The organism is Streptomyces sp. NPDC054047 (assembly GCF_055585065.1).
Genome location: NZ_JBVJKV010000008.1, coordinates 85,828 through 97,897 on the forward strand (window position 1 = coordinate 85,828; position 12,070 = coordinate 97,897).

At 71.9% G+C, this 12,070-nt stretch carries 14 protein-coding genes; 8 read left to right on the forward strand and 6 right to left on the reverse strand.

All coding sequences use genetic code 11. The features are described from left to right. Nucleotides 1-25 precede the first annotated feature (25 nt). The gene (locus ACZ6ZP_RS27025; protein ID WP_383820679.1) at nt 26-1,045 is read right to left on the reverse strand and encodes a GNAT family N-acetyltransferase; all 1,020 of its coding nucleotides are present in this window, start codon (nt 1,043-1,045) and stop codon (nt 26-28) included. A gap of 143 nt (nt 1,046-1,188) precedes the next feature. Between ACZ6ZP_RS27025 and fdxA the strand changes: the two genes are divergently transcribed. Together fdxA and ACZ6ZP_RS27035 are read left to right on the forward strand one after the other, a co-directional pair. Further along, on the forward strand, nt 1,189-1,509 hold the full coding sequence (gene fdxA, locus ACZ6ZP_RS27030) for a ferredoxin (protein WP_030573070.1): 321 nt from the start codon (nt 1,189-1,191) through the stop codon (nt 1,507-1,509). 93 nt (nt 1,510-1,602) lie between these two features. Continuing rightward, nucleotides 1,603-2,706 (forward strand): bifunctional succinyldiaminopimelate transaminase/glutamate-prephenate aminotransferase, encoded by a 1,104-nt coding sequence (locus ACZ6ZP_RS27035; RefSeq protein WP_399979116.1) that lies wholly within the window; start codon nt 1,603-1,605, stop codon nt 2,704-2,706. On the opposite strand, the gene ACZ6ZP_RS27040 is transcribed toward ACZ6ZP_RS27035, so the two are convergent. Then, the gene (locus ACZ6ZP_RS27040; protein ID WP_351163455.1) at nt 2,619-3,863 is read right to left on the reverse strand and encodes an MFS transporter; all 1,245 of its coding nucleotides are present in this window, start codon (nt 3,861-3,863) and stop codon (nt 2,619-2,621) included. The two genes, ACZ6ZP_RS27035 and ACZ6ZP_RS27040, sit on opposite strands and share 88 nt — an antisense overlap. Before the next feature lie 82 nt (nt 3,864-3,945). Here ACZ6ZP_RS27040 and ACZ6ZP_RS27045 point away from each other — a divergent pair, with 82 nt between their 5' ends. Then, nucleotides 3,946-4,938 carry an ArsR/SmtB family transcription factor gene (locus ACZ6ZP_RS27045; RefSeq protein ID WP_469408887.1) on the forward strand — a complete coding sequence of 331 codons (993 nt, stop codon included), beginning with the start codon at nt 3,946-3,948 and terminating at the stop codon, nt 4,936-4,938. Between the two features lie 87 nt (nt 4,939-5,025). Here the strand turns inward: ACZ6ZP_RS27045 and ACZ6ZP_RS27050 are convergent, their stop codons facing one another. Then, nucleotides 5,026-5,496, reverse strand: a complete 471-nt coding sequence (locus tag ACZ6ZP_RS27050) for an ATP-binding protein (protein WP_351163461.1) — start codon at nt 5,494-5,496, stop codon at nt 5,026-5,028. A gap of 303 nt (nt 5,497-5,799) precedes the next feature. Further along, nucleotides 5,800-6,708: a VldE C-terminal domain-containing protein gene (locus tag ACZ6ZP_RS27055; protein WP_469408722.1), complete on the reverse strand. Its 909-nt coding sequence runs from the start codon at nt 6,706-6,708 to the stop codon at nt 5,800-5,802. A 62-nt stretch (nt 6,709-6,770) separates the two neighbouring features. Between ACZ6ZP_RS27055 and dapE the strand changes: the two genes are divergently transcribed. Both dapE and ACZ6ZP_RS27065 read left to right on the forward strand, forming a co-directional pair. Further along, nucleotides 6,771-7,862, forward strand: a complete 1,092-nt coding sequence (gene dapE, locus ACZ6ZP_RS27060) for a succinyl-diaminopimelate desuccinylase (protein ID WP_351163467.1) — start codon at nt 6,771-6,773, stop codon at nt 7,860-7,862. An 88-nt stretch (nt 7,863-7,950) separates the two neighbouring features. Then, nucleotides 7,951-8,706 (forward strand): LOG family protein, encoded by a 756-nt coding sequence (locus ACZ6ZP_RS27065; RefSeq protein ID WP_351163470.1) that lies wholly within the window; start codon nt 7,951-7,953, stop codon nt 8,704-8,706. A gap of 49 nt (nt 8,707-8,755) precedes the next feature. Here the strand turns inward: ACZ6ZP_RS27065 and folP are convergent, their stop codons facing one another. Continuing rightward, the gene (gene folP / locus ACZ6ZP_RS27070; RefSeq protein ID WP_351163473.1) at nt 8,756-9,616 is read right to left on the reverse strand and encodes a dihydropteroate synthase; all 861 of its coding nucleotides are present in this window, start codon (nt 9,614-9,616) and stop codon (nt 8,756-8,758) included. A 124-nt stretch (nt 9,617-9,740) separates the two neighbouring features. Here folP and ACZ6ZP_RS27075 point away from each other — a divergent pair, with 124 nt between their 5' ends. Together ACZ6ZP_RS27075 and ACZ6ZP_RS27080 are read left to right on the forward strand one after the other, a co-directional pair. Further along, the gene (locus ACZ6ZP_RS27075) at nt 9,741-10,148 is read left to right on the forward strand and encodes a DivIVA domain-containing protein (protein ID WP_366461268.1); all 408 of its coding nucleotides are present in this window, start codon (nt 9,741-9,743) and stop codon (nt 10,146-10,148) included. Further along, nucleotides 10,145-10,735: a DNA-3-methyladenine glycosylase I gene (locus ACZ6ZP_RS27080; RefSeq protein ID WP_351163479.1), complete on the forward strand. Its 591-nt coding sequence runs from the start codon at nt 10,145-10,147 to the stop codon at nt 10,733-10,735. The genes ACZ6ZP_RS27075 and ACZ6ZP_RS27080 overlap by 4 nt, the downstream gene beginning before the upstream one ends. 19 nt (nt 10,736-10,754) lie before the next feature. Here the strand turns inward: ACZ6ZP_RS27080 and chcB are convergent, their stop codons facing one another. Continuing rightward, the gene (gene chcB / locus ACZ6ZP_RS27085; RefSeq protein ID WP_351163481.1) at nt 10,755-11,555 is read right to left on the reverse strand and encodes a 2-cyclohexenylcarbonyl CoA isomerase; all 801 of its coding nucleotides are present in this window, start codon (nt 11,553-11,555) and stop codon (nt 10,755-10,757) included. Nucleotides 11,556-11,875: 320 nt separating this feature from the next. Here chcB and ACZ6ZP_RS27090 point away from each other — a divergent pair, with 320 nt between their 5' ends. Continuing rightward, complete coding sequence (locus ACZ6ZP_RS27090) at nt 11,876-12,043, forward strand: DUF3117 domain-containing protein (protein ID WP_003966491.1); 168 nt, start codon at nt 11,876-11,878, stop codon at nt 12,041-12,043. Nucleotides 12,044-12,070 lie beyond the last annotated feature (27 nt).

The window sequence follows — 12,070 nt, forward strand, 5'->3', positions numbered from 1 at the left end:
TACTTACCGAGCCGGCCCGGTAGAGCTACCGGGCCGACGGGTATCGATAGTGGTGGTACGTGTGGTGAGCGGCGAAGCCAAGCCCGCCGTACAGCTTCCGCGCACCTTCGTTGTCGTCCTCGACCTGTAGCCAGGCCGCCGAAGCGCCTTCGGCGAGCGCCTGCCGGGACAGCGCGGCCATCACCGCGGTCGCAAGTCCCTGCCTGCGGTGCGCCGGATCCACCTCGACCGCCATGAATCCCGCCCAGCGCCCGTCCACGACGCAGCGCCCGATGGCCGCGGGCCCCGCGTCGGATGAGGCCCCGGGCACGGAAGCGAACCACACCGAGGGGCCGCCCGCCAGCACCTTGAGCACATGAGGTCCCGGGACCCCGAATCGCTTGTACCGCCGCAGCCATGCCTCGTCGAAAGAGCGTGAAAGATGCACCCTTTCCACGGTCGTGTCGGGCAGGTCCGGATCGCCGAGCGGCGCGAGCGCGCCGACGTGGATCTCCGAGCTCACCTCGCGCTCCCAGCCCCGCTCCTCCAGCTCCGCGCAGAGCAGCTCCTGGGTGCCCTCGGCCCCGGTCGCGGTCTGTATGTAGGCGGGCAGCTCCCGCTCCTCGTACCACTGACGTACGTACGCGAGTGCCTCGTCAAGAGGTCGTCCCGGATCGCCCGTCGGCAGCACCGAGTTGGCCCGCCGGGTGAAGCCGCCCGCCGCCCGCAGCTGCCACTCGCCGAGCGGCTCGCTCTCCACGGGCTGCCAGGCCCGCGCGGCCGCCCGGGCCAGCTCCGCGTACGTCGCCGCGGGGCCGCGCCTGCGGGCCGGGGCCGCGGGGACCACCTTGCCCGCCACCAGGTCGCTCTCCACGATGCGGACACGCTCGCCGTCACGGCGTGTGATCAGTACCACACCGTCGTCCCACGATGTGAGAACACCCACCGTGTCAGTGAACTTACCGGCCGTCCTCGACCCGTCGTTGAGGCGTCGGACCGACACGCGTCTGCCCACGTCAGCAGGGGTGATACGGACCTCAAGCCGTCCGCCCGCAGTGAATTCCACAGCTCTGTACGCCCCTCCTGTTCGGATCACGCCCGGGAACGGAGATACTAGAGGCGGGCATCGACGACGCCGCGCTCCCGCGCGCCAGGCGAGCGGAGCCTGAAGACGGCCCGCCAACGCCCGTATCGAGGAGGAACGACAGCGTGACATACGTCATCGCGCAGCCTTGTGTCGACGTCAAGGACAAGGCGTGCATCGAGGAGTGCCCGGTCGACTGCATTTACGAGGGCTCCCGGTCCTTGTACATCCACCCGGACGAATGCGTCGACTGCGGAGCCTGTGAACCGGTCTGCCCGGTCGAGGCGATCTTCTATGAAGACGACACTCCGGAAGAGTGGAAGGACTACTACAAGGCGAACGTCGAGTTCTTCGACGAGCTCGGTTCGCCCGGTGGTGCCAGCAAGCTCGGCCTGATCGAGCGCGACCACGCCTTCATCGCCGCATTGCCGCCGCAGAACCAGTAACGGCAGCTTGAAGCGCCGCCCCGGTCCCGTACGGCATTCGTCGCTGTACGGGACCGGGGCATTTGTCCATACACGCAGCACGGGAGTCAGCACGTGTCCGTAGTCTCCGGTCTTACCGGCCGCCTTCCCACCTTCCCCTGGGACAAGCTCGAGCCCTACAAGGCCACGGCGGCCGCCCACCCCGGCGGCATCGTCGACCTGTCGGTGGGCACCCCGGTCGACCCGGTCCCGGAGCTGATCCAGAAAGCGCTGGTCGCGGCGGCGGACTCGCCGGGCTATCCGACGGTCTGGGGCACGCCCGAGCTGCGCGACGCGATCACCGGCTGGTGCGAGCGGCGCCTGGGCGCACGCGACGTGACGCACCGGAACGTGCTGCCGATCGTCGGCTCCAAGGAGCTGGTGGCCTGGCTCCCGACGCAGCTGGGCCTGGGCCCGGGCGACGTCGTCGCCTACCCGCGCCTCGCCTACCCGACGTACGAGGTGGGCGCGCGTCTGGCCCGCGCGGAGTACGTCGCGTACGACGACCCCACCGATCTCGACCCCACGAACCTCAAGCTGCTCTGGCTCAACTCGCCCTCGAACCCCACCGGTCGCGTCCTGTCCAAGGACGAGCTGACCCGCACGGTCGCCTGGGCGCGCGAGCACGGCGTGCTCATCGTGAGCGACGAGTGCTACCTGGAGCTGGGCTGGGACGCGGAGCCCGTCTCGGTCCTGCACCCGGACGTGTGCGGTGGTTCGTTCGAGGGACTCCTCGCCGTCCACTCGCTCTCCAAGCGGTCGAACCTCGCGGGCTACCGAGCCGCGTTCGTCGCCGGTGACGCGGGCGTCCTCGGCGACCTGCTGCAGATCCGCAAGCACGGCGGCATGATGACGTCCGCGCCGACGCAGGCGGCGGTCGTCGCGGCGCTCGGCGACGACCAGCACGTGCGCGAGCAGCGCGAGCGGTACCTGGCCCGGCGCACCGCCCTGCGCGAGGCCCTCCTGAAGCACGGCTTCCGCATCGAGCACAGCGAGGCGAGCCTGTACCTGTGGGCGACCCGCGACGAGTCCTGCTGGGACACCGTCGGGCACCTCGCGGGCCTGGGCATCCTCGTGGCCCCCGGCGACTTCTACGGCCCGGCGGGCGACCGCTTCGTACGTGTCGCGCTGACCGCCACGGACGAGCGGGTGGCCGCAGCGGTCGAGCGGCTCGCCTGAGCCGCTGACCGCAGGCCCGGCGCGAGGGCGAGCGTGACGGCGACGGACGCCATGGCGAGCACGGCCATGGCGGCCGGAGCCGACGTCAGCTGGGCCACCGCGCCCGCGAGCGCGGCGCCCACGCCCTGCATCGTGAGCATCCCGGACGCGTGCAGGCCAAGGGCGTGCCCGCTCGACTCGTCCGGCGTCAGGGCCATCAGCTGCTCCTGGAGCAGCAGGCTCGCCGAGAACCCGACCGAGGCGAGCGCGACCGCCGTCAGCGCGAAGGGCAGCCCCGGCCGCACCGCGAGGAGCAGATACGGGACGGCGAGCAGCAGCCGAAGCGGCGCGGCGAGCCGCTCCCGCCACCGGCGCGACAGGAGCCGTCCGGCGAGCACGTCACCGACGAGCATCCCGAACGCGGCGAAGGCGAAGAGCAGCCCGGCGTCACCGGGCGCGTACGGCACGAAGAGGGACTCGCAGCCGACGATCAGCCCATTGGGCACCCAGAGCGCGAGGTACACCGTGCGGCGGTGTCCGCACGACCACAGCAGCGCGTTCGTGCGCCAGGTCTCGGCGACCGAGGGGCGGCCCGTGGCGCGCGGCGCCCTGCGGCGCAGCCCGCAGCGCGCGACGACCGCCGCCGCGAGGTAGAGACCGGCGCCCGCGAGCAGCGTGCCGCGCGCCGAGAGCGTGGCGACCAGGACGCCGCCGAGCCCGAAGCCGCAGATCTGCATCGTGCCGCCGGACATGTTCAGCACGGAGCGGCCGAGCAGGAAGCCCTCCCTGGCGAGGATCTCGTTCAGCAGCCCGTAGCGCACACCGCCGCCGAGCGAGGACAGCGTCCCAAGGCCCAGGAGCAGCGCGAAGGCGGCCCACAGCGGCAGGCCTGGCAGGGCCTGCGCGGCGGTGGCCACGCCGAAGACCAGCGCGAGGCCCGCCGTCGCGGCGCGCGGCGGCAGCCGGTCGGCGGCCGACAGCAGGGCCGTGGCGCCCAGTACTTGGGCCAGCGAGGGGCCGAACATGCCGAGGGCGGAGAGCAGCGGCGAGCCGGTCCTGTCGTAGATCAGCGTGCCGAGGGCGAGGCCGCTCACCGTCTGGGCCGCCACCTGGAAGGAGGCGGTCAGGAAGAAGGGCGTGAACTCCGGGGTGCGGAAGAGCTCGCGGTAGGTGCGCATGCCGGGAGTCTTCGGGGGCGGCATCCGCAGGCGTTAATGTTTCGCGCGGTGGCGAAAGGTGCGCGGGCAGCGGGGTGGCGGCATGGGCTGGTGGCAGGTCAACGCGGACACCCTCGCGGGCAGCCGCTTCGTCGTCTCGCCGCTGGCCGAGGCCACCGCGAGCCTCTTCTTGCTGGAGCGGCGTTCGGCGACGCATCCGGGGGAGCGGGCCTGGCTCGACGCCCATCTGCCCGCCTACCGCGAGCGCCTGGCCGCGGAGCCCGGCCTCGGGGATCTCGTGCGGGCCGCGCGCGGCGACCGCACCCGCTGGATCGCGGACTTCCTCACGCCGACGCCCACGGGTGAGGGCGACTCGTCGTCGGCCGACTTCGCCGAGGAGCTGGCGCGGGTCCGCGAGACCCCCGACGCGACGGCCCGCGCGCACCTGGCGGTCTCCTTCGGCGGACCGCTCCCGGCACAGCTGCTGCGCGCAGGCCGCTTCGCCGAGCGGCTGGCCGACCTCCTGGAGTGGGTGTGGACCCGGACGGTGCTGCCGCGCTGGCCCCGCGTCCGTACGGTCATCGAGGCCGATGTCGTCGCCCGCACCGCCCAGTTGAGCCAGGGCGGCTGGGCCGAGGCGCTGAACGGCATGCGGCCGGGGATGCGCTGGCTGGGGGAGAGCAGGCTCCAGGTCAACACCCACGACTACCCGCCGCGCGAGATCTCCGGGGCGCGCCTGCTCTTCGTGCCGGTGACGCCGCGGCAGAGCTGGGTGTCGTGGGACGCGGCGGACCGGTACGCGGTGGTGTACCCGTGCTCCGGGGCGCTCGCGGACGCCGACCGGGCGGCAGCGGTGCCGAAGCCGCTGGGCAGGCTCCTGGGGCCGGGGCGGGCGGCGGTCCTCGTGCTGCTCGCGGCGCCGAAGAGCACCTCGCAGCTGGTGACGCTGACGGGACAGGGGCTGGGCTCGGTGGGCCGCCACCTGCGGGTGCTGCTGGACGCGGGGCTCGTGCGCAGGCGGCGTACGGGGCGTTCGGTGCTGTATTTCCGTACGGCGGCGGGGGAGGTCCTCGTCGAGGCGCAGGGGGACGGGTGAGGCCGAGGGGGTCGTACGCGAGGGGGGCGTACGCGAGGAGGGCCCGGAGCCAGTGGCTCCGGGCCCTCCTCGTCAGGTGCGCGGCGGTCAGCCGAGCGGCAGGCTCTTGACCGGCAGCTGGTCGGTGGGCAGGCCGCCCTTGGTGACGGAGTCCGTCGGCAGGCCCTCGCCGACGGCGTCGGTGGGCAGACCGCCCTTGGTGGCCGTGCCCGCGGTCTCGCCGACCACGTCACCGGCGTTGCCCGCGAGGTCGCCCGCGGCCTTCTGGGCGACCGGAGTCGTGGTCCTGGCGCCCGAGCCGACGACCTTGCCCGCGGTCGGGACGCCCTTCTTCACGGCCTTGCTGCCGGTCTCACCCGCGAGACCGGTGGTGTTCTGAGCCGCGCCGTCGACGGTGTTGCCCAGACCGGCACCGTCGAGGGCGGTCACGCCGCCCAGGTCGGGGGTGGCCGGAAGTTCGGCGGCGCTTGCGGAGCCGGCCGCACCGACCACGGGAGCCGCCCCCGCTGCGATGAGCAGCGCGGCGCGGGCGATCCGGCGGGTCAGGGGGAGGGACATGATGCTCCTTCAGACGGGAGAGAACGTTGGTGTGTCCGGCCGGATGGGGCCCGGCGCTTGGACGCAGTGACTACCGCTCGAAGCCCTCGAAGGTTGCGGTGGGCCAACGTAAAGAGTTGGCAATGCATCGCATTATCGGCTGTGGATAAAAACGGGCAAATGGATCAGCTCTTGAGGGCCTGCTGAATCGTCAATGCCCTGTGTTCGCAAGGGGTTTGGCGTATGCGGGCCGTGGTGCGCGAAAGTCTGGGCGGCACGTTGCCTGTGCGTGATCGACGTGCCCCGATCGGGTGACCCGCCGTACTACTGCCCAAGGACGATTCGGACCTCGCCCGCGCCGCTTCCGGCGTCGGGGCGACGGCTGCCCTTGTCCGCCTTGCCCGGCTTGCGCCATTCCTTCCCGGAATCCGTGGCGCTCCACTCCCGGCCGCCGTACGCGACGCGCTCGATGCCGAGCGTGGACGCCTGGGCCACCGCCCAGTGCGCGAGCTCCCAGCCCCGCTGGTCACCGCCGCCCTGCGCGTCCACCGGCAAGGTGACCGCGCCGCCGCGGCCGCTCTCCGGCGACACGTCACGGCCGAAGTCCCGGGCCAGGGCGGCCCGCACCTTCGCCGGATCGCCCGGCTCGTCGGCCGTGCGGCCCTCGCAGGTGAGGGTGGCGGGGGCGCGGCCGGTCAGCGCGGCGGCGAGCAGCGCCGCGTCCGGCTCGTGCTTCGCGTACGCCTGGGGGTAGCCGCTGCGCTGCACGCGCTGCGCGGCGACGGTCAGGGGGAGCCGTGAATAGCCCGGGACGTCCTTCAGGTGGGCGTAGAAGCGCGCCGCCGAGTAGGCGGGGTCCATGATCTGCTTCTCGTTGCCCCAGCCCTGCGAGGGCCGCTGCTGGAAGAGGCCGAGCGAGTCCCGGTCGCCGTGGCTGATGTTGCGCAGGCCCGACTCCTGAAGGGCCGTCGCCAGGGCGATCGTGACCGCGCGCTCCGGCATGCCGCGGGAGGTGCCCACGGCGGCGACCGTCGCCGCGTTCTCGGCCTGCTCGGCGCCGAATTCGTACGACGCCCCGTCCCCGTTGCCCGAGACGACCTGGCAGCGGGGGGCGGCCTTGCCCCCGAAGACGTACTGCACCACCACATAGGCCACGAGCGCGCAGAGGACCGCGACGGCGGCCCCGATACGGAGGAGGCGGCCGCGCCGGACGAGGGTGGGGGGCTCAGGCACGCGACCAAGGTACTGGAGGTCACCGACAGGGCGGTGGGCCGAGGGGCGTTAGGGTCGAAGCCATGGCCCAGACCTCACACGATCCGTCGCTCGACCTCACGCTCGACGCCGCCGCGCTCACCGCCCAGCTGGTCGATTTCCCCTCGCCGAGCGGCCAGGAGAAAGCCCTCGCCGACGCCATCGAGACGGCCCTGCGCCGCCTGCCGCACCTCACGGTGGACCGGCACGGCAACAACGTGGTGGCGCGCACGAACCTGGGCCGGGCCGAGCGCGTGATCCTCGCCGGGCACATCGACACGGTCCCGATCGCGGACAACGTGCCCTCGCGCCTGGACGAGGACGGCGTCCTGTGGGGCTGCGGCACCTGCGACATGAAGTCGGGCGTCGCCATCCAGCTGCGCATCGCGCAGACCGTGACCGAGCCGAACCGCGACCTCACCTTCGTCTTCTACGACAACGAAGAGGTCGCCGCCCACCTGAACGGCCTCGGCCACGTCGCCGACGCGCACCCCGACTGGCTCGCGGGCGACTTCGCGATCCTCCTGGAGCCCACGGACAACCAGGTCGAGGGCGGCTGCCAGGGCACGCTGCGGGTCCTCCTGAAGACGAAGGGCACGCGCGCGCACTCCGCGCGCGCGTGGATGGGCTCGAACGCGATCCACAAGGCCGCGCCGATCCTGGCGAAGCTCGCCGCGTACGAGCCGCGCAAGCCGGTCGTCGACGGCCTCCAGTTCCACGAGGGACTCAACGCCGTGCGCGTCGAGGGCGGCGTCGCCACCAACGTCATCCCGGACGAGTGCACGGTCGTCGTGAACTTCCGCTACGCGCCGGACCGCAGCGAGGAGGAGGCGCTCGCCTTCGTGCGCGAGTACTTCGCCGACTGCGAGATCGACGAGTTCATCGTCGACGACCACACGGGCGGGGCCCGCCCCGGCCTCGACCACCCCGCCGCCGCGGCCTTCATGGCGGCGGTCGGCGGCGAGGCGAAGCCCAAGTTCGGCTGGACGGACGTCTCGCGCTTCAGCGCGCTGGGCGTGCCCGCGGTGAACTACAGCCCGGGCGACCCGCTGCTCGCCCACAAGATCGACGAGCGCGTGCGGGTCTCGCTGATCCCGGAGGCCGAGAAGCGGCTGAGCGCCTGGCTGACATCCTGAGTTCCGTTGAGGATGCGACGCCTGTAACGCCCGTAGACCTACGCTGAAGCGGCACGTCGAGCAAGACCGTCAGCGGAAGGGGACGTTCATGGGTAGTCCAGAAGGGCAGGGCCCGCCGGAGGAGCAGCACTTGGGGCCCGTGGTGCGGCGGCGTGAGCAGATCACCCCCGGCACCACCGACCAGCGGCTCCTCGACACCGACGCCGAGGGCGAGTCGGAGTGGGTGCACACCGACCCCTGGCGGGTCATGCGCATCCAGTCCGAGTTCGTGGAAGGCTTCGGCGCGCTCGCCGAACTCCCCAGCGCCATCAGCGTCTTCGGCTCGGCGCGCACGCCGGTCGGCTCGCCCGAGTACGAAGCGGGCGTCCGCATCGGCAAGGCGCTGGTCGACGCGGGCTTCGCCGTGATCACCGGGGGCGGCCCCGGCGCCATGGAGGCGGCCAACAAGGGAGCGCGCGAGGCCAAGGGCGTCTCCGTGGGCCTGGGCATCGAGCTGCCCTTCGAGCAGGGTCTCAACGAACACGTCGATATCGGCGTGAACTTTCGCTACTTTTTTGTGCGAAAGACAATGTTTGTGAAGTATGCGCAAGGCTTCGTGGTCCTGCCCGGCGGCCTCGGCACCCTGGACGAGCTCTTCGAGGCCCTCACCCTCGTCCAGACCCGCAAGGTGACCCGCTTCCCGATCGTCCTCTTCGGGTCGGCGTACTGGGGCGGGCTCGTCGACTGGCTGCGCGACACGGTGGTCGCGGGCGGCAAGGCGTCCGAGCACGACCTGCACCTCTTCCACATCACGGACGACGTGGACGAGGCGGTCACCCTGGTGACCAAGGAAGTCGGGCGCTAGCTCGCCGCGCCTCGCCGGGCGGGCTCTCCTCGGCCCGCCCGGCCGGGTCCTACGCCAGCCCCCGGCGGGCGACGGCCGGGGCCCGGTGCCCGGCGATGGTCGCGACCATGTCCAGGACCTGCCGGGTCTCGGCGACCTCGTGCACCCGGTACACCTGAGCCCCCAGCCACGCCGACACCGCGGTGGTGGCCAGCGTCCCCACCACGCGCTCCTTGACCGGCTTGTCGAGCGTCTCCCCGACGAAGTCCTTGTTGGACAGCGACACCAGGACGGGCCACCCGGTCTCCACCATCTCCCCGAGCCGCCGCGTCGCCTCCAGCGAATGCCGGGTGTTCTTCCCGAAGTCGTGCCCGGGGTCGATCATCACGGACTCACGCGGCACCCCGAGCTCGACCGCGCGCTCGGCCAGGCCGAGGGTGACCGAGAGGATGTCGGCCATGACGTCCTCGTACGTCACCCGATGCGGTCGGGTCCGCGGCTCGGCGCCACCGGCGTGCGTGCACACCAGGCCCGTGCCGTAGCGCGCCGCCACCTCCGCGAGCCGGGGGTCGACCCCGCCCCACGCGTCGTTCAGGAGATCGGCGCCCGCCTCGCAGACCGCCTCGCCGACGTCGTGCCGCCAGGTGTCGACGCTGATGACGACGTCGGGGAACCGCTTGCGCACCTCGGCGACGAAACCGACCGTCCGCCGGGCCTCCTCCCGCGCCGTGACCTCCTCACCGGGACCGGCCTTGACCCCACCGATGTCGATGATGGCGGCGCCCTCCGCCACCGCCTGCTCCACGCGGGCGAGCGCGGGCTCGTCGCGGAACGTGGCGCCCTGGTCGTAGAAGGAGTCAGGGGTCCGGTTCACGATCGCCATGATCACCGGCTCGTGCGCGTCGAATTCACGCCTGCCAAGCCTGAGCATCCCCTGTGAACCTCCTCCGTCGGTGCCGTGGTCCGGCCGCCTGCGACCTTAACTGTCACAGCCGCATGGCACGATCAGACCCTGACAGTTTGAACACGGCAGTCGAGCGTGGGGGCCTGAAGAGATGGTCTTGTTCTTGTTCCTGGTCATCGCCCTCGTCGTGGTGGTCGGCGCGGTGACGCTGGCTGTGGTCGGCGGCGGAGAGCGCGCCGCGCTGCCCGACGTGCCGGCCGAGCGGTTCGCCGACCCGCTGCCCCCCGACCGCGCCCTGCGCCGCGCGGACGTGGAGGCCCTGCGCTTCCCGCTCACCCTGCGCGGCTATCGCATGGCGGACGTGGACGACGCCCTGGGCCGCCTCGCCGCCGAACTGGCCGAGCGCGACGCCCACATCGCGGAGCTCGAGGCGGCGCTCGCCGGCGCCCAGGCCACCGCGGTCGGCGGCCCAGGCCTCCTCAAGACGCACGCCCCGCCGACGATGACCCAGGACCAGGACACTCCGAAGGACGCGGCCGAAGAGGAGAACGACCAGTGAGCGGCGACGCGGTGGCGGGCCCGGACGGCAGACTGCGCTGCCCCTGGGGACTTTCGACCGAGGACTACGTGGCGTACCACGACGAGGAGTGGGGCCGCCCGGTCCACGGCGACGACGCGCTGTACGAACGGCTCTGCCTGGAGGCCTTCCAGTCGGGCCTCTCCTGGATCACGATCCTGCGCCGCCGCGAGGGCTTCCGCGCCGCCTTCGCCGGCTTCCGGATCGACGAGGTCGCCCGGTTCACGGACGCCGACCGGGAGCGGCTGCTCGCCGACCCCGGCATCATCCGCAACCGCGCCAAGGTCGACGCGACCCTCGCCAACGCGCGCGTGCTCGCCGACTGGGCCGAAGGCGATCTCGACGAGCTGATCTGGTCGCACGCCCCGGACCCCGCTTCCCGCAAGGCCCCGGGCGCGCTGGCCGATGTACCGGCCATCACGCCCGAGTCCACGGCCCTGTCCAAGGAGCTGAAGAAGCGCGGCATCCGATTCGTCGGCCCCACCACGGCGTACGCCCTGATGCAGGCCTGCGGCCTGGTGAACGACCACCTGGAGGACTGCGTGATCCGCGTCCCCCAGGGCCGCTAGGGGCCCTGGGAGCGCCGCTCTAGCGGCCGAGGTACTTGGGCTTGGCCTTGTCCAGGAACGCCTGGACGGCGATCGCGTGGTCCTCGGACGCGCCCGCCTTCGCCTGGAGTTCGTCCTCCTTCTCCAGGGCCTCCTCCAGGGTGTGGCCCGCCGCGTAGGCGAGGGACTCCTTGAGGGCCCCGTAGGCGAGCGTCGGGCCCTCGGCCAGGGTGCGGGCCACCTTCAGGGCCTCGGCGGCCAACTCGGCCTCCGGGACGACCTTGTTGGCGATGCCCAGGTCGTACGCCTCCTGTGCGCCGATGTTGCGCGGGAACAGCAGCAGGTCGGCGGCGCGGCCGGGGCCGATCACGCGCTGCAGCGTCCAGGAGACGCCCGAGTCGGCGGTCAGCGCGACCCCGGCGAAGGACGTGTTGAACCGCGCGGTGTCCGCGACGATCCGGTAGTCGGCGGCGAGCGCGAAGCCGAGTCCCGCACCGGCCGCGACGCCGTTGACGCCCGCGACGACCGGCTTGGCCATTCCGGTGAGCGCGCGCAGGACGGGGTTGTAGTGCTCCCGCACCGTGCTCATCGTCTGTCCGGTGCCCGCCGCGCGGTCCGCCATGAGGGAACCCACGTGTTCTTTCAGGTCCTGTCCCACACAGAAGGCGCGCCCGGTCGCGGTGAGCAGGACGGCGCGGACCGCGGGGTCCGACTCGGCCGACCGCACCGCCTCCCGCAGAGCGACCTTGGCCTCGACGTTCATCGCGTTCATCGCCTCGGGGCGGTTGAGCGTGATGGTCGCGAGCCCGTCGCTCACCTCGTAGAGCACGGTGTCGGCCATGGTGAATCCCCTCCAGTGGTCCTGCGCCGGTCATCTTTGTCCGAGCCCAGCATGACGGAGATCATCGGGCTCCGACATGAGGGGAGATATGTGACCTGCGTCAAAGAATTCCTGGGCCTGGGGGCGTAAGAGGCGGCGCAGTATCGCAGCCACATCGCCGAATTGAGTGGTTTTGCGGGCGCGCGTTGCGCAAGCGATGCAGACCGATGTTGGTCATCGGGTCCTGCCATGCGGGATAATGGCCTGGAAGCAATGTGTTCGATGCCGGTGACACCTGGGTTGTCGGCTGCGATGAGCTGGTTTCAGGAAGGGGAACGAGCATGGCGGCCATGAAGCCGCGGACGGGCGACGGCCCGCTCGAGGTGACCAAGGAGGGGCGGGGCATCGTCATGCGCGTTCCGCTCGAAGGCGGCGGACGACTTGTCGTCGAACTGACTCCGGACGAGGCCGATGCACTCGGCGACGCCCTGAAGAAGGTCGTCGGCTGACGCGGAAGCGCCCACACTTTTTCACTG

Bases quoted from the DNA above. Each gene is read 5' to 3' on its own strand.
- ACZ6ZP_RS27045 (WP_469408887.1), top strand. From the start codon at position 3,946: ATGGGCTGGTGGCAGGTCAACGCGGACACCCTCGCGGGCAGCCGCTTC.
- folP (WP_351163473.1), bottom strand. From the start codon at position 9,616: ATGCTCAGGCTTGGCAGGCGTGAATTCGACGCGCACGAGCCGGTGATC.
- ACZ6ZP_RS27050 (WP_351163461.1), bottom strand. From the start codon at position 5,496: ATGTCCCTCCCCCTGACCCGCCGGATCGCCCGCGCCGCGCTGCTCATC.
- ACZ6ZP_RS27065 (WP_351163470.1), top strand. From the start codon at position 7,951: ATGGGTAGTCCAGAAGGGCAGGGCCCGCCGGAGGAGCAGCACTTGGGG.
- dapE (WP_351163467.1), top strand. From the start codon at position 6,771: ATGGCCCAGACCTCACACGATCCGTCGCTCGACCTCACGCTCGACGCC.
- ACZ6ZP_RS27040 (WP_351163455.1), bottom strand. From the start codon at position 3,863: ATGCGCACCTACCGCGAGCTCTTCCGCACCCCGGAGTTCACGCCCTTC.
- ACZ6ZP_RS27075 (WP_366461268.1), top strand. From the start codon at position 9,741: ATGGTCTTGTTCTTGTTCCTGGTCATCGCCCTCGTCGTGGTGGTCGGC.
- ACZ6ZP_RS27090 (WP_003966491.1), top strand. From the start codon at position 11,876: ATGGCGGCCATGAAGCCGCGGACGGGCGACGGCCCGCTCGAGGTGACC.
- chcB (WP_351163481.1), bottom strand. From the start codon at position 11,555: ATGGCCGACACCGTGCTCTACGAGGTGAGCGACGGGCTCGCGACCATC.